The sequence below is a fragment of the Photorhabdus sp. RM96S genome, assembly GCF_042879335.1.
GTDB lineage: Bacteria > Pseudomonadota > Gammaproteobacteria > Enterobacterales > Enterobacteriaceae > Photorhabdus > Photorhabdus kayaii.
The window spans coordinates 74,251-96,866 of the sequence record NZ_JBHFKT010000017.1; the positions used below are offsets into that span (position 1 = coordinate 74,251).

15 protein-coding genes, 2 tRNA genes and 2 pseudogenes are annotated in these 22,616 nt (G+C 38.9%); 6 read left to right on the forward strand and 13 right to left on the reverse strand.

The features are described from left to right. The first annotated feature begins 117 nt into the window (after window positions 1–117). The 3 genes and pseudogenes from ACGF49_RS12055 to ACGF49_RS12065 form a co-directional block, all read left to right on the forward strand. Window positions 118–735 (forward strand): hypothetical protein, encoded by a 618-nt coding sequence (locus tag ACGF49_RS12055; RefSeq protein WP_112896689.1) that lies wholly within the window; start codon window positions 118–120, stop codon window positions 733–735. A gap of 28 nt (window positions 736–763) precedes the next feature. Next, window positions 764–922 (forward strand): hypothetical protein, encoded by a 159-nt coding sequence (locus ACGF49_RS12060; RefSeq protein WP_387491133.1) that lies wholly within the window; start codon window positions 764–766, stop codon window positions 920–922. A gap of 77 nt (window positions 923–999) precedes the next feature. Beyond that, window positions 1,000–1,134 (forward strand): annotated as a pseudogene (locus ACGF49_RS12065) (RNA-guided endonuclease TnpB family protein); the annotation flags it as partial. A gap of 86 nt (window positions 1,135–1,220) precedes the next feature. On the opposite strand, the pseudogene ACGF49_RS12070 reads toward ACGF49_RS12065, so the two are convergent. The 5 genes and pseudogenes from ACGF49_RS12070 to ACGF49_RS12090 form a co-directional block, all read right to left on the reverse strand. Further along, window positions 1,221–2,138: pseudogene (locus tag ACGF49_RS12070) on the reverse strand (patatin family protein); the annotation flags it as partial. A gap of 180 nt (window positions 2,139–2,318) precedes the next feature. Further along, entirely contained in the window at window positions 2,319–2,696 is a 378-nt protein-coding gene (locus ACGF49_RS12075) for a BON domain-containing protein (protein WP_112896688.1), read from the reverse strand. A 377-nt stretch (window positions 2,697–3,073) separates the two neighbouring features. Next, complete coding sequence (gene prfC / locus ACGF49_RS12080; RefSeq protein WP_112878843.1) at window positions 3,074–4,663, reverse strand: peptide chain release factor 3; 1,590 nt, start codon at window positions 4,661–4,663, stop codon at window positions 3,074–3,076. Between the two features lie 155 nt (window positions 4,664–4,818). Beyond that, window positions 4,819–5,265, reverse strand: a complete 447-nt coding sequence (rimI, locus tag ACGF49_RS12085) for a ribosomal protein S18-alanine N-acetyltransferase (protein WP_112896687.1) — start codon at window positions 5,263–5,265, stop codon at window positions 4,819–4,821. After that, window positions 5,234–5,647: a DNA polymerase III subunit psi gene (locus tag ACGF49_RS12090; RefSeq protein ID WP_113044122.1), complete on the reverse strand. Its 414-nt coding sequence runs from the start codon at window positions 5,645–5,647 to the stop codon at window positions 5,234–5,236. The genes rimI and ACGF49_RS12090 overlap by 32 nt, the downstream gene beginning before the upstream one ends. Window positions 5,648–5,777: 130 nt before the next feature. Between ACGF49_RS12090 and rsmC the strand changes: the two genes are divergently transcribed. The 3 genes from rsmC to ACGF49_RS12105 all read left to right on the forward strand — a co-directional run bounded on the left by rsmC (window position 5,778) and on the right by ACGF49_RS12105 (window position 7,314). Further along, the gene (gene rsmC / locus ACGF49_RS12095) at window positions 5,778–6,794 is read left to right on the forward strand and encodes a 16S rRNA (guanine(1207)-N(2))-methyltransferase RsmC (protein ID WP_228902030.1); all 1,017 of its coding nucleotides are present in this window, start codon (window positions 5,778–5,780) and stop codon (window positions 6,792–6,794) included. A 277-nt stretch (window positions 6,795–7,071) separates the two neighbouring features. Continuing rightward, a tRNA-Leu gene (locus ACGF49_RS12100) sits at window positions 7,072–7,158 on the forward strand. A 69-nt stretch (window positions 7,159–7,227) separates the two neighbouring features. Next, a tRNA-Leu gene (locus tag ACGF49_RS12105) sits at window positions 7,228–7,314 on the forward strand. 52 nt (window positions 7,315–7,366) lie between these two features. Here ACGF49_RS12105 and ACGF49_RS12110 read toward each other — a convergent pair. The 8 genes from ACGF49_RS12110 to ACGF49_RS12145 all read right to left on the reverse strand — a co-directional run bounded on the left by ACGF49_RS12110 (window position 7,367) and on the right by ACGF49_RS12145 (window position 22,580). Next, on the reverse strand, window positions 7,367–7,633 hold the full coding sequence (locus ACGF49_RS12110; RefSeq protein ID WP_112878839.1) for a DUF1435 family protein: 267 nt from the start codon (window positions 7,631–7,633) through the stop codon (window positions 7,367–7,369). 222 nt (window positions 7,634–7,855) lie between these two features. Next, entirely contained in the window at window positions 7,856–8,602 is a 747-nt protein-coding gene (locus tag ACGF49_RS12115) for an aspartate/glutamate racemase family protein (RefSeq protein ID WP_162120775.1), read from the reverse strand. A gap of 85 nt (window positions 8,603–8,687) precedes the next feature. Continuing rightward, window positions 8,688–9,908, reverse strand: coding sequence for an MFS transporter (locus ACGF49_RS12120; protein ID WP_228902034.1), 1,221 nt, complete (start codon window positions 9,906–9,908; stop codon window positions 8,688–8,690). A gap of 126 nt (window positions 9,909–10,034) precedes the next feature. Beyond that, a complete protein-coding gene (locus ACGF49_RS12125) occupies window positions 10,035–12,167 on the reverse strand; it encodes a hypothetical protein (protein WP_387491140.1) in 2,133 nt (710 codons plus the stop codon). Window positions 12,168–12,195: 28 nt separating this feature from the next. Further along, window positions 12,196–13,968, reverse strand: coding sequence for a carbamoyltransferase C-terminal domain-containing protein (locus ACGF49_RS12130; protein WP_113044116.1), 1,773 nt, complete (start codon window positions 13,966–13,968; stop codon window positions 12,196–12,198). A gap of 11 nt (window positions 13,969–13,979) precedes the next feature. Further along, window positions 13,980–14,168, reverse strand: a complete 189-nt coding sequence (locus tag ACGF49_RS12135; protein WP_146748140.1) for a hypothetical protein — start codon at window positions 14,166–14,168, stop codon at window positions 13,980–13,982. A 115-nt stretch (window positions 14,169–14,283) separates the two neighbouring features. Next, the gene (locus tag ACGF49_RS12140; protein WP_113044115.1) at window positions 14,284–17,871 is read right to left on the reverse strand and encodes a non-ribosomal peptide synthetase; all 3,588 of its coding nucleotides are present in this window, start codon (window positions 17,869–17,871) and stop codon (window positions 14,284–14,286) included. Then, window positions 17,805–22,580 carry a non-ribosomal peptide synthetase gene (locus ACGF49_RS12145; RefSeq protein WP_262978401.1) on the reverse strand — a complete coding sequence of 1,592 codons (4,776 nt, stop codon included), beginning with the start codon at window positions 22,578–22,580 and terminating at the stop codon, window positions 17,805–17,807. The genes ACGF49_RS12140 and ACGF49_RS12145 overlap by 67 nt, the downstream gene beginning before the upstream one ends. Window positions 22,581–22,616: the final 36 nt, after the last annotated feature.

Sequence of the window (22,616 nt, forward strand, 5' to 3'; positions counted from 1 at the left end):
CGGCAAGGGAGTGAATCCCCGGGAGCATAGATAACTATGTGACCGGGGTGAGCCGAGTGCAGCCAACAAAGAGGCAACTTGAAAGATGACGGGTATAACATATTTTCCGAGGAAATGATGGATAATGTACTTAAATATGGCGATACCGTGACAATATTAAACAGCTACAAGAACTGGAGCGGTGGGTATCTCAGTGTATTTGGCAACGGTAATAAACCCGGAACAAAATATGGCGTGGTAACGGTAGATGCTTCTTTAGCTATTTATGGCGGCGCCTGGAGAATTGAATCAGCAACAGGAAAATCTGTCGGCAGTGAAATAATCAATAATGATATTATTTTACTTCACAACCTGTATTACTGTGATGGCGGTTATTTACGATATTATGATGTGGTGGATCAAAATGAACAATTAACCGAAATACATCAAGTCTATACCTCAGATATCCGCAAAAGAGCGACATTAGAATGGGCTATTTATTGTGAAACCACACCACCAAATGAAAATATTAGAGAAGGAGATAGTATCTCCCTCTATAATCGATGGGGAAATAAAGGTTTTCTTGATACCCATAATCATGCCGGCGATACAGGCTCGTTATATCAAGTCTTCATGTCCAATAATGCTGCCCGTAAAAGCCATACCGGTTTGTGGAAAATGGCAAAGGTGAATGATCCTTGCCCTCCCCCTGATGTGTTGACCAATATCATGCCATTGTGGCGTAAGATGCGGTAATAACAACTCACGTTATCGCTCAAGACAGTTGCTCGCCCAGTACGGCATAAGTATCTATACCCTATGGATTTCAAGATGCATCGCGGCGGCAAGGGAGCGAATCCCCGGGAGCATAGCAAACTATGTGACCGGGGTGAGTGAGTGCAGCCAACACAGAGGCAACTTGAAAGATGACGGGTATACATAATTTTCGTCAAAAATGGTATCGATATTCAGTATGCCTTTAACTTTTCTAGCGCCGGGTTCGATGCCCGGCTGAGGGATGAAGAATACGATTCTATCGCGCTGCAACAGGCGGTTATTAATCTGAATACCGCGTTCGATAACTTTTTTAATCCGAAGCTGCGGGCGAAGTTTCCAACGTTGTTACCCCATCGAGGCCAGCGTAAGACTTGTCATGCACGAGCTGCTGCCTTTGAAGTGGGAAGCCTCTCCCGATAGGATGAGGAGCAGTCACCAAGATTAAACTTATTACCAACAAATAAGTGACCCACTGTCGCCAAGAAATAGCGACCACAACGACGCCCAAGGTGATAATCCCGACTAAGTGCTGGCAAACGGCTGCCTAATGCACTGGCAGTTAATGGTGCAGGCGGATAAATTTCAAAAATCTGCACATCATTAGGCGGATTTTCAATAAATTTCTGAGTGCGGTGGTAGCTTTTCGCATGTTGTTGTAGCATCCGTACCATCTTTTGCAGACCGCTATCTCCCAACCAACGTTCCATTCGTTGCATCCAATCAGGCGTGTAATAGAGCTGTGAAGGGACCGTCCGGATCACCACGATGGTATCTGCACCACGCCGATACGCCTCTTCTACTGGAATAGCATCACTGATACCACCATCATAATAAACAACATCATTGATAGTCACACCATTGCGATAAAACCCAGGAATGGCGCTTGATGCCTTAATCACTTCCAGCCAGTTATTCTCATCAGGCTGGAAATAGGTAGGTTCAAAATTATCTGAACGACATGCGCACATATAAAACTCACATCCAGCCTCGAATTTGCGTAAAGCTGTCGGGATATCCAATGGCAATTCCTGCGAAGCGGTCTGCACAAACCAATCTAAATCAACTAAATGACCACCACGTACAAAACGCAAAGGGTTAAAGAAGGCAGGATTAGTTGTATAGCGACTGATAGCTCGCCGGGCATATCCACGCTGTCCACAAATATAAGCTGAAAGGTTCTGAGCACCTGCCGAAGTGCCAAGCAGTAGATCAAATGGGTTGAATTCAACACGCATAAATTCATCCAACACACCCGCAGTAAAAATGCCGCGTTGGCCTCCACCTTCACAAACAAGTGCCACCTTTCCAGATTTAATAGACGACTTATATTTATAGGATAATAGATCAATATTTCCCAACGTTATCGGTATACGTGTCCCCACACAGCCCCCAAGAAAATAAATGACGGATAGAGAGCATAACTTGGAAAGTTATTATCCGTCATTATATTATGGTGCTACGTAGTCAATATTTTGATAAAAGTACCCCTGGTGAGGGCGCATATCCGGTTAGTACAACGTAAAATTATCTGAATGGAAAAAAACCATTCATAACAAAATATATTATTTTTTTATGGTCAGACCGTTTTGAATCGACTTGACCCCTTTCACTTTAGAGATAATCTCTATAATTTCTCTGGATTGTTTCTCGCTTTTCACAAAACCAGAAATATAAACGACTCTCCTCTCTGTTTTTACCGAGATATCACTACTGTTGATCCCTTTTGCCGCCAACAACTCACTTTTAATCTTCGCTGTGGTAGCACTATCACCCATATAACCATCGATGTTTTTCATTGAATCATCGATTTTCTGACCAGCACTGTCGAGTGCTTGTGTCGCTTTATTTTTAAAAGACTCCTCCGCCAGTACACTATTGCTAACTACAGCGGTACCCAAGGCAACAGCCACCAACAAGTGAGCCAATTTAACATTCTTCATCCTATACCTTCCTTAATTACCGGCTAGATTTCTGAATCTATAAAGCCATTCAAACCGTTTTTACACAAGGTGCTTTTACACAAGGTGTTTTTACACGATGTGTTTTTACACAATGTACTGCACCTAAGTAGAATCGTAATCTAAGCAGAATCACAATCTACATTAGAATTAAAAACAGGTTATCACTCCCAATAGCTGAGAGGCTAAATCGGGAAATAAGCACATCAATACAGCAAAGACCGAGGAAATAGTAACAGGAAAATAAAGCAAAACGCTATAAAATAAGACGGATATTACCCGACTAAATTATAAATTATTCTTGTGTTACATATATTTTTGTAAAGAAAAAGGCTAACTTGTTGTTAGCCTTAAAAATATTAATGTTCCCGTGTTTTACGGAATTTGATGTCAGGATAACGTTCACTGGTCAAATTTAGGTTAACCATCGTTGGGGCAATATAGGTCAGATTATCACCACCATCGAGCGCCAGATTTTGCTCACTCTTACGCTTAAACTCTTCCAGCTTCTTAGCATCATGACACTCAACCCAACGCGCTGTTGAGACGTTTACTGGTTCATATAAAGCTTCAACGTTGTATTCACTTTTTAAACGGGCAACAACCACATCAAACTGGAGAATACCAACGGCCCCCACAATCAAATCGTTATTTGCCAGTGGACGAAATACCTGTACAGCACCTTCCTCAGATAATTGAACCAATCCTTTCAGGAGCTGTTTCTGTTTCAGAGGATCACGCAAGCGAATACGACGGAATAATTCCGGAGCAAAGTTAGGAATACCGGTAAATTTCAGATCTTCCCCCTGAGTAAAGGTATCACCAATCTGAATTGTCCCGTGGTTATGCAAGCCGATAATATCTCCCGGATAGGCATGATCCACATGAGAGCGATCACCCGCCATAAATGTCAGCGCATCAGCAATCACCACATCTTTCTTAATTCTTACCTGATGCAGCTTCATGCCTTTTTCATATTTACCTGACACAACACGCAAGAAAGCCACACGGTCACGGTGTTTAGGGTCCATATTGGCCTGAATCTTAAAGATAAACCCGGTAAATTTATCTTCCTGAGCGGAGACTTCGCGAACATCTGTCTGACGCGGCATCGGCGCAGGCGCCCATTTAACCAAACCATCCAACATGTGATTAACGCCGAAGTTACCCAGTGCAGTGCCGAAAAATACCGGTGTTAGTTCACCTTGCAAAAATGCCTGATGATCAAACTCATGAGAAGCCCCCTGCACCAGTTCCAGCTCCTGACGCAATTGTTCAACCAGATCTTCACCAATCGCGGCATCCAATTCAGGATTATTCAGCCCCTTAATTGCGCGAACTTCCTGAATAGTGTGCCCCTTTCCGGTCTGATACAGGTAAGTTTCATCAAGATAGAGGTGATAAACCCCTTTAAAAGACTTACCGCACCCAATCGGCCAAGTGATCGGGCAACAAGCGATATTTAACTCATTTTCCACTTCATCCATCAGTTCCATCGGATCACGGATATCGCGGTCAAGCTTGTTCATGAACGTTAGAATCGGGGTATCGCGCAGACGGGTCACTTCCATCAATTTACGTGTCCGCTCCTCAACCCCTTTAGCGGCATCAATGACCATCAAGCAACAGTCAACCGCCGTCAATGTACGATAAGTATCTTCGGAGAAATCTTCATGCCCTGGCGTATCCAACAGGTTAACCAGGCAATCTTGATAAGGAAACTGCATCACAGAAGTGGTAATGGAAATACCACGCTGTTTCTCCATTTCCATCCAGTCAGATTTCGCGTGCTGGTTTGAACCACGACCTTTCACCGTACCGGCTTTCTGAATCGCCTGCCCAAACAGCAATACTTTTTCAGTAATCGTCGTTTTCCCTGCATCAGGGTGAGAAATGATAGCAAAAGTTCGCCGTTTAGCGACTTCCTGCTGAAAAGGGGAATTTGACATCAATAACCATCTTCTGCTTTATATACGGGCTTGTATTCAACATCAGACGCGTCCCCGCAAAGGGAACCGTTGCCAAACCCGTAGGTGAATGAAAAATTGGCGCTCATTTTCGCTGAAATTGGTGTTATAAACAATCAATCAATTTTATAGCACTTTTAGCAAAACAACGGCAACGCCATGATGATGGCATCTTCTTTACCTGTCGCAGTAGGATAGTAATGCCGACGAACAGAGACTTGGTTAAACCCTGATTGTTCATACAACCTAATAGCAGAATGATTCGATTGTCTGACTTCAAGCCATAAGGTATGCACGCCTTTACCCGGCAAAATTGATATTAAATACGCTAATAATGCCTTACCATAACCTTTACCTTGGTAGTCAGGATGAATAGCAATATTAAATAGGGTTGCTTCATCTAATATCAATTGGGTTATTGCAAAGCCAATAAATTGTTCATTAATCGCTATTTTATAATTCAAATACCGCTCCCCCTGATTACCGAAAAATGTTTTTTCACTCCACGGGAACGCGTGACTGGCTTTCTCAACCAGAAAAGCGGACGGGAGATCAGCGGGAGTTAATAGAGAAATGTTGTTCATGTTGAAAAATCTGTTGCCAGAGAGCACGTTTTGCCTGTCCATCACAATATAAATCATTTAATGCCGGGCTTCTCAAAGAAATTCCCGGCCATGATAGTGTAATATCCACACCTAACAACCAATATGGGCACTTAACCTGTTCCGGTAACATCGCAACATTATTTGTTGTAATGCAGTAAACAGAGGATTTATCCAACCCCATAGCGGTGAAAATATCCATTAATAATGAATTAGTTAAATTAATGTGGTCATTGGTAATAATCAGCAGACGGGTGGTATCAGGTAAGTGAACAGCTAATTCACCTTGCAAAACCGCTGGGTTACGTAAGGTCCATTGGGTAATCCCCAATTGAGCTAATAACCTGTCGCGCCGGGTTACCATAATCTATTTACCTGCTGTAAAAAATAATCGGTAACATGTTATCAGAGGCCACGATCTGCGCCAATATTGGGTTGAAATTTATCACTATCTGATACTTGAGCACAGAACCATTGAAGGAGCTTATAGACAAATGTCTGCGTTAACCCCCGCCAGTGAAGTTATTTTACGTCACCGTGAGCAATTTAGCTCTCATCACTTGCTCTTCGCCGGTGATATTCAGGATACACTGGCAACCCAAATTGATGCGGCCAGTGTGCGAGTGCACACTAATCAATATCATCACTGGCAATCATTGATCCGCACTCTAGGTGATCATGCTTGGTTTAGCCTGGTAGCCGAAAAAGCATTTACTCAGGGCTGTGACACCCTGATCTACTACTGGCCTAAAAGTAAGCAGGAAGCTCGCTTTCAATTACGCAGCCTGTTCTCTGTTTTGCCAAAAGGCATCAATATTTTCATTGTCGGTGAAAACCGTAGCGGAGTACGTAGTGTAGACAAACTGATGGACGGCATGGCAACGTTTCGAAAAATCGATAGCGCCCGTCGTTGCAGCCTGTTCTACGGCCAGTTAGAACATGAAGTGCAGTTCGAACAAGATAACTGGTGGAACAGTTATCAGGTGGAAAACGTCATAGTGAATACGTTACCGGGTGTATTTAGCCAGGATGAACTGGATGTGGGTAGCCGTTTATTGCTCTCTACCTTTAACAAACCTCTCTCCGGCAATTTACTGGATATCGCATGCGGTGCAGGTGTTCTGGCAGCGGTATTGGGTAAGAAAAACCCTGAGTTAGCACTGACTCTCAGTGATGTTAATGCCGCAGCGATTGCCTCCAGTAAAGCAACCTTAAAAGCCAATAAACTGGAAGGTCATGTTGTTGTCAGTAATGTTTATTCCAATCTTGAAGATAAATTTGATTGGATTATCTCTAATCCTCCTTTCCATGAAGGATTAAAAACCAGTTTACTGGCAACCGATGATCTGATCCGCCAAGCTCCCAAGTACCTCAAACCTGGCGGAAAATTGCGGATTGTTGCCAATGCCTTCCTGCCTTATCCTGATTTACTGGATAAAACTTTTGGCACTCATGAAGTCATTGCTCAAACAGGGAAATTCAAGGTTTATCAGGCAACAAAAAAATTCTAATTGACTCAGCCTGTCCTGGATTCAAGGGCAGGCTATTTTTGATAACAAAATAATAGGATAACAAAATAATAGGATAACAAAATAATAGCATCGCGACGGCAAGGGAGTGAATCCCCGGAAGCATAGGTAACTATGTGACCGGGGTGAGCGAGTGCAGCCAACAAAGAAGCAACTTGAAAAATAACGGGTATATAATAAATAATGATTGACGTCTGCTACAAAACCTCTAGAATTCGCCTCCGTGCTATCAATCAACAGCTTGATAGTGTCTGAATTTGCGAGGGTGGCGGAATTGGTAGACGCGCTAGCTTCAGGTGTTAGTGTTCTTACGGACGTGGGGGTTCAAGTCCCCCCCTTCGCACCAAATCAGACAGCCGCTGATTGAATTCGGCCAATATTAAATTAGGCAATAAAAAGTAAAATGGCAGTACCTGCGAGGGTGGCGGAATTGGTAGACGCGCTAGCTTCAGGTGTTAGCGTCCTTACGGACGTGAGGGTTCAAGTCCCTCCTTTCGCACCAATCTGTCTATTTTCCTTATCGAACTTCTCTCCATTTATTCTGCTATAAAACGTCAAAAACAGCCAAACCGATGTAGCCCGGCCAATAAAGCACATAACACAGCAAACCCTGATGGTATTAATAGAAAATGGCGTGATTTTTGGTTTAGCAGCATAAATAGCGTCAACAACATCGCGAATACTACCCCAATTCTGAACTGCTCAATTCCAGGATTGACGAGGACGAATAGCATGCCTGCTAAGCTAGATAAACCTATTCCCCACAAACTGGTGATACCCTGCCAGAAAAGCGATCTCTCTCTGTCTTTAATCCTGATCATAACCTGCACCCAGTCAAATGATAATGATTACCAATATCATATACAAAAAAGCGTGAAGTACAAGTCAGTTGAAATAGCTAATCTGGCAGATCAAATCAATATCTTGTGACACCCGTTCAAACTATTACGATTCAACATACTACAGAGTTGAAAAACCGTGGTTCGAAAATATCACAAAGCACTAACTCAAGCACTCAATATTGGGATGACAATTACACAGAATTAAGAAGAAGGCCGCTTAATGCAACTAATCTCCCTTTCTCTTAAATCCAACTTTGGATATTCCAAACGACTGTGGGTAAGACCAGCTCTTATCATCATCTGTAAATAACCCAATGCAACTGCTGTAGGATCAATTATTTGAATCGGCATTCCTACAGCCTTCATCTCTTTGGATAAGTACTTTGCCATCCCCATCATGCCGGTACAACCTAATACTATGGCTGTTACCTGCTCTTCTTTAATCATCTTTTTAACTTGAGTAAGGAGAACATCTTCTAGCTGTCCCGGTGTTTTATGCAATTCATTAATGGGTTGATCAATGCTGCGAATACAAGCCAATTGCTGATGAATACCCGCTAATGTCGCAAGATCTCTAACCAAACGTGCGCAAGATTGGGAAATTGTAATTATTCCCCAATGCTTCGAGATCATTCCAGCACTGAGAGCGGCAGGCTCAAACCCCCCAACGATAGGAATATCAACCATCTCTCTCGCAACCGAAATAGCGGGATCACTGACACAGCTCACGAAAACCCCATCATATCCTTCCTCTTCGGATTCAACAATCTTGCTAACAATCTCAGGAGTTGAATACATTTCGTCATAACGGGACTCAATCGAAGGCGAGCCAGATTCTAAATTAATAATAGTGATTGATACGTCTGGTGCAATATAGGGATACAGCTCTTCTTGTACCGCAGAATTATATTTTGACGTCAACAGTGGAATGATAACTTTAATTCTCATAAATGACCTCAACAAAATAGATATCAATAAATGGTCAATGTTATTAGTAAGATAATTTCACCACTCAGAATAAGTGCTCATTTAATCAACTAATATGTGATTCATTGTTAATTTTCCTATTAACTACATTATTTCGCAAATCAATTAAGACAAAAAATGAAAATAACAACCCCATAGCAATTATTAATGACACTATAATTGCTGAATTAAATAGTTTTCCAGTAAATGCCCATCCTGAAATAAGGACACTGAAACTGAAGAAAATAAGTCGAAAAAAAGTTAATAAGGATGATGCTGAACCAACTAACTCAGGATACAACGCCAAAGAACGAGAAAATACCATACTATATTGGAAAGCAGAACCTATACAGATAACGGCCATCGACAGTGTAAAAAGTATTGCAGATTCGGGATAAATATGACTAAATATCATTAATGAACCACAACCTATCAAACAAATTATAATACTCAAATAGATACAATTAGCTGATCCAATCTTTCTATTCAAAGCACCTGAATAAAATCCAGCCACCGACAAACATATTCCTAATATCGCTTGATGCACTGCAAATATGTAGTAACTCATTCCCATTTTATCTATATATAAAAAGGGCACAACAGATACATATGCAATACATGCAGATACTAATAGCCCAGGTGTAAAAGCATATATTAAGAAACGCGTATTGAATATAAGTTGACAATAACTTTTGGTGACCATCTTTACACTCAACTTTATCGTATTACGATTTGTTTCAGGAATGATAAGCACAGCTATAAAGGAAAGAAAGCTCAGTAAAGCCACTAAGTGGTAGGTAAATCTCCAATTATAATGTGCAACAATAAGAGAACCCGCAATAGGAGCTATAATGAGGGCCATTGATATTGCCGCGTTGAGAATGCCAAAAACCTGTACTGACTCCTCATCTTTATAAGTATCCGAACAAATTATAAACCCGACAATCCAAATAGCACTGCATCCTACCCCTTGGATAAATCTAAATAAATACAATTGATTAAGATCAACCACGGTTGAACAACCTATGCTACCAATAAAGAACAGAGTAGCGCCGATTAAAATGATTTTTCTTCGCCCATATGATTCTGAAAGTGGACCGAAAATAGGCGTGAATATACATAACCCTAAGAAATTTACTATTAGAGTAAATTGCACTGCCGATTCAGTTGCAGAAAAAAATTTTAGCATTTGGGGAAATGCTGGCAATGTGATGTCAACTTCTATAAATGATGGAACCATTCCAATGATAAGTATTATCGGTAATAGCTTTAACATTAACGGTGGCATAAATCAATTCACCTCTGAACATTATGAATCCTATCTAATATAAACACAAAAAGCTGCCACCAAACAACATCTATAATTCAGATTCATTGAATGGATGGCAGATCATACAGACATTATAAAACCAAGTTATTCTGAGCAAGATACTTTCAATGAGAATAATTCACCAAAAATTGGAAATATTTCAGTCTTTAAACCTTTATTATATCGCGATGATATATTTAACACTTCTTTTTCTTCATCTTGTGCCAATCTAGGCCATTCCAAAGTAACCTTGTTGAATCCCAGTTTAGTGAGAGAACTAGAAATTATTAGCTTATGATGGGACCATTCCGATGATAGCTCTACTTCTTTAATCAATTCACCATTAATTGAAATCTTAACTTTACTCTCTTTGATATGTTTCTTAACTCTACTCGTCATCTCTATATTCAGATCATGATTACCGTTGGTAATCAAAGTAAATGATGATGTTGGCCACCATGATTTAAAATATGGAATGCTTCTTCGTGTATTTATCTCAGGATCTTTAGACATTCTAATGACTGAGCCAACTCGTTCAATATATTGAGGTTCTGTCAAATCTACACCATGTTTAAGTTGATCGATATAACTCTTTTGATACGATTCTTTCAACCCCTTGCCATTACGGCCGTGCTTGTCGAATATTTCACAAATTGCGTCAATAGTTTGTTCATCTGCACCTGGTGACGATTGAGCCACTGGAAAATCAAGTGGAGAATTGACAAGCTCAAGTAGCTTTTGCCCTGCTCGACTCAAGCCAAATCCAGCCCCTTTTTCACAACTTCTGGCTTTAACATAAAGTTCCATAACATCCAGTATTTTTTCTGAGTACTGAACGGCTTTTCCAAATAACTTAACTATTCGCTCTCTTTCTGCGATTTCATCAATAGGTCGATTTATATGACTGTTATATAAAGCAATGTAGAAATAAGAAACAGCTAAGTTATATGAGGATTCGTCTAATTCAATCGTCTTCTTTGCCATTACCTCCCAGTTTACATCTGGCTTATCTTTTCCGTGACAAATTAACCATTCTGCTATAGAAGACATCGCAACTTTAAAGCCTTCCGGGGTCATATGACAGTAATCAACAAAAAGCGAGCCGCCTATCACCTTCGAACCTAAATACTTAGAGAAGTAATATTCCAGATCGATAACTTTAATATCAATATCTTGTTGAATAATACGCTCTTTAACAAATGCGGGAGTACCAGGGAATGATGTTACAAGATCATGCATCAATGCATAGCTGCATTCTGCATCCAAATACGATTTAGCTTCTTCAGCACGATTTAATGCAATCAAACTATTAGCCACAATACGGTTAGAAGTGGCCGCAATACCACCATCAATCTCGACCATGCTCAAGCCCAACGCCAAAGCCTCAACATATTGTCCACTCATCATTGATTGCGATGCTTTTCGGTATAATTCATACCACTCGACAGTTTTGCCATTACCTAACCAATGGAGCGGCATTTTACGCTCCCAATCTGCGTAATTTGATGCGGGTAAAGCAAAAATAAACTCAGCATGACTTTCTTTAGATATTGCATCTATTCTATTTATCAATATTTCTGCATTCTTTTCTAATTTTTCCTTATATTCAACCGCAATTCCATTAGGGCCTAAGTTTGCGAGTACATTCGCATAATCTCTTCGCCTTTCTAAAGGTGCATTATGCTCAAATAAAACATCTGAAAACCAGTTATTACCCGCAAGGATAATCACATAGTCCGGTTGTAATTGTAAACTCGCCTTACAAGTATCTAATAAACCACCGGCATTAATGCAACTTCTTGCAAGATCGATAACCTCCCACTCAACATCAGAATATTGATTAAGTAAGTGAGATAATGTTTTAGCCGGTGTAATATAAGGTGAAAAAAACATGCCAAGCGCCGCAGACTCGCCGATAAGACATACCCTTTTCACACCTTTAGTTTTACTCACCGTCAATTGCTGCTGTGAACTCTCCCAAAAAATGGAATCAGATTGCTCGCGTCTTATAAAAACCACCTCATTATCAATTTTCGTTGGATGCCATGTACCGATAGCAGTATATCCATCAACATTTCCACTGCATGAAGGGATATTATTGCAAAATGTCGTACCATGACTATTTTGATCTTCATTCATCAAATAAATTTGAGCTAACCGCATAACTTCCAAGGCATTCTCTTGATTATCAGAAAGAAACTCCGCTAACTTTTCGGTATTGACATTAGATTGATTCATATTATTTTCCTAAAAACGTAAGTTTATTCTAGATAAAGGTATAGATGGCTTCTATAGATTGCCCTGTAAAGAGATCTTGTGGTGGCTGAATAAAACTAAACTCTATTTCTGCCATCTTAGAAAACGCTTCCGAAAGCATAGTTCGCTCAATAATAAAATCTTCCAGAACTAAAACATCAATTCCTGAATTACCAAAACACCTTACCGCATCAAGTGGAGTACAAACGATGGGTTCTCCCCTCACATTAAATGAAGTATTCACCAATATTGGGCAATTCGTTGCGTTATAAAACGCCTTCAGTAAAGAATGAAACTTTGGATTAGTATCAGCAGTAACTGTTTGTGGTCGGCAAGAGCCATCAACATGTGTGACTGCGGGTAAACTGAGATTTGAGGTTATTTGACACGTTTCAAGCATGAATGGTGTTGGAATTGATAATTCAATATGATTTGCGGCTTCCTCTTCCAAAAGTGCTGGCGCAAATGGCCTAAATCCTTCTCTCTTTTTGACCAATGCATTTAGCCGATCTCGCATAGAAGGATCTCTCGGGTCCGCAATAATACTTCGTGCTCCTAAAGCCCTAGGACCAAATTCCATCCGCCCCTGAAACCAACCAATGACTTTTCCATTTATGAGCATCTCAACAATGGTTTGCTCAAAACCTTCTCTATCTTCACGGAAATCCAACGCTTCAATCTCCATTGAAGTTAGCATCTCCAATATGTTGTCGTTACTAAACTTTGGACCGAGATAAGGGTTTGTAAATGGCTCGTAACTGTGTCGTTTTCCCGTCATCTCAATATGAGCCAATGCAGCTGCCCCCAAAGCGGAACCAGAATCTCCAGCAGCAGAAGGAATAAAGATATTATTAAATAGGCCAGTCTTACGGATGGCATGTGTCGCAACACAGTTTAGAGCAACACCTCCTGACAAACATAAGTTTGTTGAATCAACTTTTTCCCGCAGATCATGAACTTGTTTGATAAGAATCTCTTCCAACACCACTTGCAAGCTTTTCGCTAAATCCATGTGGTGTTGTAGCATCACAGATTCTTGTTCTCTTGGGGGAAAACCAATCAAGTCAATAAAAGCATCCGTGTACATTCTATTTATCTGGCAAAAATCAAAGAACTTCATATTCAGCTTAAACCTAAATATTTTCTCCATACTGAACATTTCTCGCAACTTATTGGTATATATTGGTTTACCATAAGGCGCTAATCCCATGACTTTATATTCGCCACTGAGTACTCTGAATCCTAAGTAGTTAGTAATAGTGCTATAAAAAAGACCCACTGAATTTGGATATTCAATTTTCTCGAACAAATTGATGTTATCGCCTTGCGCATAACCAAAAGTAGAAGTTTCCCATTCCCCCACACCATCAGAAGTCAATATAGCCGCGTCAGTAAAGCCAGAAAATAGATAGCTCCCGGCAGCATGTGCCATGTGATGATCGTAAAACTTGATCTCTTTCTCATACCCCAATACTTCAGTAATATCACGAAATGGCTTGTGGCAGTCCAACCAATGAAGACCGTTAGTAGCAGAAAAGTTGAAATTGGAAGCAAGTTGCCTAGACAACTTCTTATAAGGGTTTTCATAATAAGCAATACAGTCGATATCTGTAATATTAATTCCGCCCTCTTCTAAACAATATCTGAAAGCTCTAATTGGTAGTCGAGAGTCATTTTTGAATCTGGAAAATCGCTCTTCTGAAACAGCAGCTATTAATTGACCATCGCTGATCAGTGCACAAGAAGAATCATGAAAATTTGCAGAGATACCAATTATATTCATAGCATCATACCCTATTTTTTAGGTTTAAGAATAAATACCAGCACTAACTTATTTATTTTTAGCAAAGTTATATATCCGTCATCTTTCAGGTTGCCTCTTTGTTGGCTGCACTCTCTCACCCCGGTCACATCGTTATCTATGCTCTCGGGGATTCGCTCCCTTGCCGCCGCGATGCATCTTGAAATCCATTGGGTATACATCTTATTTTAATTTATCAATTTAAACGATGGATTCATTATTCACCACGTATTATAAATAAAAAAGTATATGACAGAAGTCCTATTTTAATCATTATAGAAAATCAGTCTCCCCCCATTAATTATTCTTCTCCATCCATTTATTTATTACCGCGGAAATAGCGTTAACATTAGGTTGGAACATTATCGACATATGATGACCATCAATATCCTCAATAATAAGATCACCAGAAATATGTTGGCTCCAACCCAAGCATCTTTCTTTAGCCTCATTAGGGAATACCAGCATCTCTTCCATATGAGAACGGTCTTTAGCACGAAAAAGAATCGTGTCAATGTTTACAGTACCAGCAGTGTACTTTGATGACACTCTGGAATTAGCCAGGCAAGTGTCAATCATGCGTTCAAGCATAGTGACATCAGCATCTGGGGCAAATCCACCATGTTCTTTAATAGTATTTAATACAGCATCAAGTATCTCGCTGTGAGTCAGCTTGCTCATGTTTTCTAAATCAATATCGATATGAGTACCAAATTGTTCAACAATTTCTTCGAGACAAAGACCAAGAACTTTCATCATGTTCAACTCTTTATGAGCTTTTCCAGGCGCCACGCTGTCAAACAAGAATAGTTTAGATACTTCATAACCACTTAACTCAAGTTGCCTCGCCATCTCAAAAGCAATAATTCCCCCGAAAGACCATCCCCCAAGCACAAAAGGGCCTCGTTCTTGAACTTTTAGCATTTCATCAATATACATTGAAGCCAAGGTTTCAACGGTATCTATCGATTCATGCCCCCATTGCTTATAAAATAACGGTGACTGGAAAGCATAAAGCGGGTTAGCTAACATTGTGGCTAATGGGATATAGCACATTGCGCTACCACTTAGAGGATGAACGATAAATACGGGCTTATTATTAAATTTATTTTTTGCAAGAGGTATTAAAATACGGTTTTCATTATCTATATCATTACTCTTTATTTTTAATGCTAAGGATTCAATATTACCGCTATCATACAACGTATCTAAAGGTAAATTCTTGCCAAAAGTTTTATTTATCTCAGAAATTAAACGGACTGCTCGAAGAGAGTCCCCACCACTTTCAAAGAAATTTATATCTAAGGTTGGTTTTTTAAATCCGACAATCTCCTCCAAAATAAGACAAAGTGATAATTCTACATAGTCTCGCGGATAGCGTAAACCTCCACCTTCATTACCCAGCTCTATTTCAATTTGATTAAGCTTATTCCTATCTATCTTACCATTATTATTCAACGGTAAAACATTTAACGCCTTAATTACCGAAGGAACCATATAGGCTGGTAGATTTTCTAATAGATATTTTCTTATCGTATTGATTGATGTGTTTTGATGCTCTTCATAAAACTCAACAAATGCGACTAAACGTTTATTTCCTGGTGATTCTTCCTGAACCAAAACAATAGCATCTTTTATCAATGGATGCTTTCTTAATATATTTTCTATCTCTCCAATTTCTATTCTAAATCCCCGGATCTTAACTTGATGATCAGTTCTACCCATGAATTCTAAATTACCATCAGGTAAGTATCTAACGACATCGCCGGTGCGATACAGTTTGTCAAATCTTATATCAGAACCTAATCTGTTTTTTAGAAAGTGGCGTTCCGTAAGTTCTGGACGCTTCCTATAACCTTTTGACACACCCGCGCCACCAATATATAGTTCACCTTTAGCTCCGATTGGTAGAACGCTTTGTTCACTATTTAAGACATAAAACTGCGTATTTGTGATCGGTTTACCAATTGGAACCCTCTTTGCATCTTTACTGAGTTTTTTAACATCAAACCACGCAGATGAACATGTCACTTCGGTTGGACCGTAAGCATTAATAAAGCCTTTTGGTGGCGCTTTACTTTCCAAAACACAGTGTGCTTTTGTCGGATCAAGTGCTTCACCACCCACAACAAGCAACTTAAGCCCACCAAAACTTTCCGGCAACTCGGTAGCGATCATATGATAAAGCGCGGTAGGAAGATAAAGCATGGTAATTTTCTGTTGTTTAATAAAAGCAGAAAATTCCTGTGGGATTAGTTTTATAGCATCAGGAACCACCGTAATAGATGCACCATGCAATAGCGGTGCCCAAATTTCCCATGTAGAAATATCAAATGCAAAGTTATTAACTTTTGCAAAAACATCTGCTTTGTCGCACTCCATATGATTAGTATCACAAACCAGTGCCGCAACATTATAATGCTGAGTCTGAACGCCTTTCGGGATCCCGGTCGATCCTGATGTGAAAATCATATATAAGATGCTATCAGCCGGAATCGAGTGCGAAGGATTTGTCTCCTTATACTCATTGAATAACTGATTTTCTTCATCAAGCAATATTAGATCAATGCCACAATGCGCAACTGTTTTAGCAAGCGTTGATTGCGTTAAAATCACAACTGAATCACTGTTTTTCACTATAAAATCAATTCTAGCGGCAGGAAGTGCAGGATCTAATGGTACATACCCGGCACCAGCCTTTACAATTCCTAGCAAACCTACAAACATTTCAATCGATGGTTGAACACAAAGACCAACTAAATCAGTAGGATTGACGCCATAATTATTTAAGTAGTGAGCTAACTTATTAGCTCTTTTATTTAATTCTTCGTAAGTTAAATATTTATCTTCAAACTTAACTGCAATATTATCAGGATATAGTTTAACTTGCTCTTCAAAAATTTCATATAAAGTTTTATCTGTTGCTACAGGCCCTCGCTCATTATTCCAATCTTTAACGAGAGTATTTCTTTCTTCACTATCAACTAATTCAATATAATCAATACTCTGATCTGGACTCATCAAAATATAGTTAAGCGTTTTTATATAATAACGGAAAAGTCGATTCACTGTCTCTTTATCAAAGAGATCAACTTTATATTCTATATATCCATTAATAGAACCAGCATCCGAAAATAAAGCCAAACTCAGGTCAAATTGAGAATTGCCGGGATTTAATAACACTCCTTGAGGTACTGCCTCACCGATATTAAGGTGATTTCTTTTTCCATTGTAAAGAGAAAAGAAAGTATTAAATAATGGATTTTTATTTTTTTTACGATTAGGACATGTTGCTGAAACAACTTCATCAAAGGGAATATCAGAATTTTCAAATATATCGGTTAATTTATTTCTCATTGATTCAAGATAATTTAAAATTGTCGTCTGTTTAAAACCATTATGTCTTGTCACCACGACATTGGCAAAGTTTCCTATAATGTTTTCAATAACACTATGATGTCGCCCAGCTACAACGGTTCCAATAGTGAAGTCATCTTCACCGCTGACAATATAAATAAGGACTGAAAAGGCAGCCATCATAATCTCAAATTGGGTGAATCCATTATTTTTTGAAAATTCATCAATTTGGCTCACAATTTCTTCTGGTAATTGAAAATAGAACCGAAAACCGCTATCACTAATATTAGTTGGAAAAGAATTCCCAAGTGTAATGTCAACTTCGGAAGGTACCCCTTCTAGCATATTACGCCAAAAATCCAATTTTCCACCACGCCTCGATTCATTCATAAAAGTGTTATACCAGTGCATATAATCAATAGGTTGTATCGCTATCTCAGGTAGAGAGATATTTTCTCCTCTTAAATAATATACCCTATGGATTTCAAGATGCATCGCGGCGGCAAGGGAGCGAATCCCCGGGAGCATAGATAACTATGTGACCGGGGTGAGTGAGTGCAGCCAACAAAGAGGCAACTTGAAAGATGACGGGTATAAGTATAAAGTTGGTTAAGTTCATTAGTAAATATATTAGCAGAAGAGGTTCCATCAGCAATAATATGGTGAAAATTCCAGAAAATAACATGTTCATCATGATTACTAATGAATAACACCCTAAATAGATAATCTTTCTCTAAATTAAATGACCTAGCAGACTCCTTCTCTACGATTTTTTTAGATTCCTCTGAAAACTGTTGTTCAGATATATGATTAAAATACCAGACATCAAGTTTAAATTCTGAAATTGGTACAATTTTTTGATAAGGAATACCATCCAACTCATAAAATGTCGTTCTTAAAGATTCGTGGCGTTTGAAAATATCATTCAATGCCTTCTCCAAACTACTTAAACAAATCTTTCCTGACAACCTAAATGCTTCAGGGCAATTATAAGCCGCAGAGTGAGGATTAAGCTTGTAGAGATACCAGAGGTTTTCCTGTGTGCCTGATAAAGGAATAACCCCTTCCCTTGACATTGGGGTAGGCTTTTCTACATGGATATTAATACCTTTTTCTTCAATAATTCTTGCTAATCCTTGTACTGTTGAGTTTTCCAGAAAATCGCTCATTTTAATATCGGTTGAAACAGTCTCTCTTAGCTGAGTAAGTACTTTCACAGCCGTCAGAGAGTGACCACCAATTTCAAAAAAATCAACATCTTCATCATTGACTGGCCTACCAAGCACCTCTTGCCATATATAGCGCACCTTGCCTACAGTTGTAGAAAGGTCAATTTCTGAAGCCTCTATTTTATGCAAATCCGCAAATTCTGGCAGGGCACGGATATCTAATTTACCGGTTGAAGTTAATGGAAGCGCTTTTAACTCGATAAATAAACTTGGCACCATCTCCTTTGGCAAACGTTTTTTTGCAAATTGTCTAAGCTCACGTTTATCGACTATCGAACCTTCAAATAGTACATAATAAGCAACCAAGAACTGATTAACCTTATCTTGCCCTCGATTTCTTAATGCAACCCTTAGTTGCATAATAGATGCATGACTTTCTAATACATTTTCTATCTCTCCAGGTTCTACTCTAATACCATTGATCTTAATCTGCTGGTCAACTCGGCCTAAAAATTCCAACCCACCTCCAGATATAAAGCGAGCTTTATCGCCGCTTTTATACATGAATGAATCTTTACTCTCTTCCTCAGTAAACGGTTTTTTTCTAATAAACAGAGATTCTGTCATTTTTGCCCCTGATAGGTATCCATTTGCAAGAGGCTTCCCTGCAATATACATTTCCCCAGGTACACCAATTGGGACTTGTTGCATATTATGGTCAAATATATATATCTGTCTGTGTGGACAAGGGAGACCAATATAGGTAGAGGATTGTTGTTCACCTATTTTGCATTGCCAATAACTGGTATCAATAACTGCCTCTGTTGGCCCGTAAAAGTGATACAGGTTTACCTTTATCTTCGAATGTATACTTTCTCTTACGTTATTTGGTAATAACTCCCCGCCAGTAATAATGCAAGTTAAAGAACAACATTTTTCAATATTTTTCTCATTAATGAGTAAACCAAGCTGAGTAGGTGGAACTTGAAGATGAGTAACGCCATAATGAATAATTGTATTTATAGCTTCCTTTGGCTCCCAATTAAACTGATTGTCACCATTGACAATCAATGCACAGCCCGCTGAAAAAGCACCAAAAAGCTCCCATATAGCAACATCAAAATTCGGGGCCGCTGAATATAGCAATCTATCACTTTCACAAAGATTCAAGATTGACCTACGATTTTCAAGTTGCAAACAAAGCGCACTATGACTAACCATTACCCCTTTAGGCTCACCCGTTGAACCAGAGGTAAAAGAAATATATGCAATAGAGTCAGGTGTAGCTTGGTTACTCAGTGAGATAGAACGTAAATTACCAGATTTTAATTCGCTATCAATCTCAATAACGCACTCGTCAAATTCCTTTACAATATTTGCTAGTGAACTCTCACTCAAGATTATTGAACAACGCGTATTAGCGATTATCGTCCGATTTCTCTCCACAGGGTGCCTTGCATTAAGCACAACAAAAGTGGCTCCCATCTTAACAATAGCCAATAAACTGGCTATAAAGTAGGTAGTTCTCCCCATGCAAAGACACACAACATCACAAGCTTTTACACCAGCCTCTTGTATAATAGCCACTATCTGATTCGTTTTTTCCTCTAATTGCTGATATGTCAGGTTTTCATTAGGACCGACTAATGCTACTCCCCCAGAATTTAACTCTAAACATTGATAAAACAACTCAGGTAACGTTTTATCTCCACTTTTAGCCATACTCTTTATACTACTATATTTCCTAATTTCCTCTTTTTCACTATCAGGAATAATCGATAAATTTGCTACTGATCTATTCGGTGTCTCAATTGAATCAATGAATTCAATTAAGTTATTTGCCCTTCTCTTGATCGTATCTTGGTTAAAAGCAGCAGAATGAATCCATGTAATGGATTGCTCAGTATTTTTCTCTTCTAAAGCAATACAAATATCAATACCCTCTAACTCTTTGTATTGCAGTGGAAGTCCAATACAAAAACAAACTGTCGTTGTAGTTAAACTCATTAGTGGAGAATCATTTCTTGATTTCTCAATGATATCTATAATCGCCTCACTCGGAGTCGACCACTGTTTGACTTTACCGGTTAGGGTAACTAAGTTACTTTCAATTGAATCGTTAGGTTTATATTGATAAGTGAAAAAATATGTCGAATTTTCCTTAACATTGAAAACGAGTATCGAGATAGATTCTTGATTAGAAATTCTGGCTAATAATACAGAAAGCGAAGTCAATATGACTTCTACGATAGATTTTTTATTTCGTTTGGCGAATCTTTTAACTTTACTTTTTATTTTTTCATTAAGCAAAGCTGTCGTGATACTTTTCGTCAATGTAATTTCTGAAGATAATAACGAGTCTTTTATAATATTTATTAATGGAACTTCATCTTCTTTGTGATCATTATAGAATTTAGCCGCGCCATCAGTAAATCGGTTTTCTTTATTATTGATACATTCCTTGGAAAAAAAGAGAGAGGTCTTATTGAGATTTGTCGTAATCGTTTCATCTAGAGAACCAATATCCACACCATAAGCATTAATCTTTTCAAAAATATAATCTATCTGACTTCCAAGTCTTGTTCTATTTAAGTCATTTTTAATTAGAATCAATTCTTGGTTATAATTATCCTTTATCCAGTCAATTATGGTATCCTGCTCTAAAGGATATCGATGTTCTATACAAGCATATAAAATAGCCCAAACTCCAACTCTACCAGCATAATAGTAGGTTGCTTCGAGACCTTTCTCTTTGATTTTGCATAATCTTGTGATTTCATTTATTGATGAATACAATTTACTCCAAATTTCCTTAGCACCAAGTTTCTCAACAAAATAAAATTCATTTTCCGGATCTTTGGTTGCTAATATTGAACCTATCTCCATCAATAATGTTTCAGTTGGTCCTTCACCTATTCTCAAAAATCGACTATCTCTCAATAAACTAGATGCCACATTTCTTTCATCTAACCCTCTTGCTCCCATCAATTGGACTAAATTATCTGTGGCTTTCCAAACAAATTCTGATCCCAAAACTTTTGCAGCAATACATAAACTCGCAGGAACAGATACACCATGATCGAAATCCCCACATGCTTGATCAGATATTGCCGTCACACTTGTTATCGCATGAATTAACCAACTCAGTTGTAATTCTGTCACTGGATTATTTATCAGTAGCCCGGTACTGATTTGACGCTGGGAAGCAAATCTATACATCAATTGAGCACACCGCTTCATTACCCCAATGGCCAGTGAACTCGCTAGTGTACGCCCAAAAAGCAAACTACTCGCAGCAACTTGCATGCCTTTTCCCAATTCACCTAATCGCTGTGTATTTCGGACAACAACGTTATTAAAAGTGACGGTACGCAAATCAAGACCTTGGACTCCCAGATAATTCTGTTCACCACCAACTTCTATACCTGAGGCAGATGCTGGAACTACAAAGCAGCTAATTCCTAATTCATCAGCAGATTGATGTTTTGCAAATACAATAAATACACCAGCAATAGAAGCTCCACCCAACCAACATTTACTACCATTCAGTACCCAGGAATCATCATCATGCTTCGTCAGGGTGGACTCCATATTTCGCGGATTCGAACCCGCAGCGAGTTCACTCAATGCAAAACATCCAATCATCTCACCTGTTGACACTTTCGATAGATATTCCTGCTTTATTTCTGGACTAGCATGTTTGAATATCAAATAACTACATGAGTGTTGGAGTATAGTAAAAGCTGTAAGAGTAATATCTATGGCTGCGAGTTGTTGGATGATTTGGGAAGCCTCTGAAACAGAAATATCGATGCCATTGAACTCTATCGGTATTTGCATACCAAAAAGTCCAAGTTTCCCTGACTGATAAATAAATTGCTTCGATATTTCTTTGCCTTTGATTATCTCATCATCTGATTTAGAAGTTAATCTAATCCAATCTAATAATTCTTTCACTTTGGGACTAATCTGGGCTTTATTATTATCTGGGCATTTTCTATTGAGATCTTTTTCTATCAGAGATTCTTTTTGAGATTTTAGTGCAATAATATCTTCTCTTACTTTCATTTTCCACATAACTCCTATTAATATTTAACTCCTAAG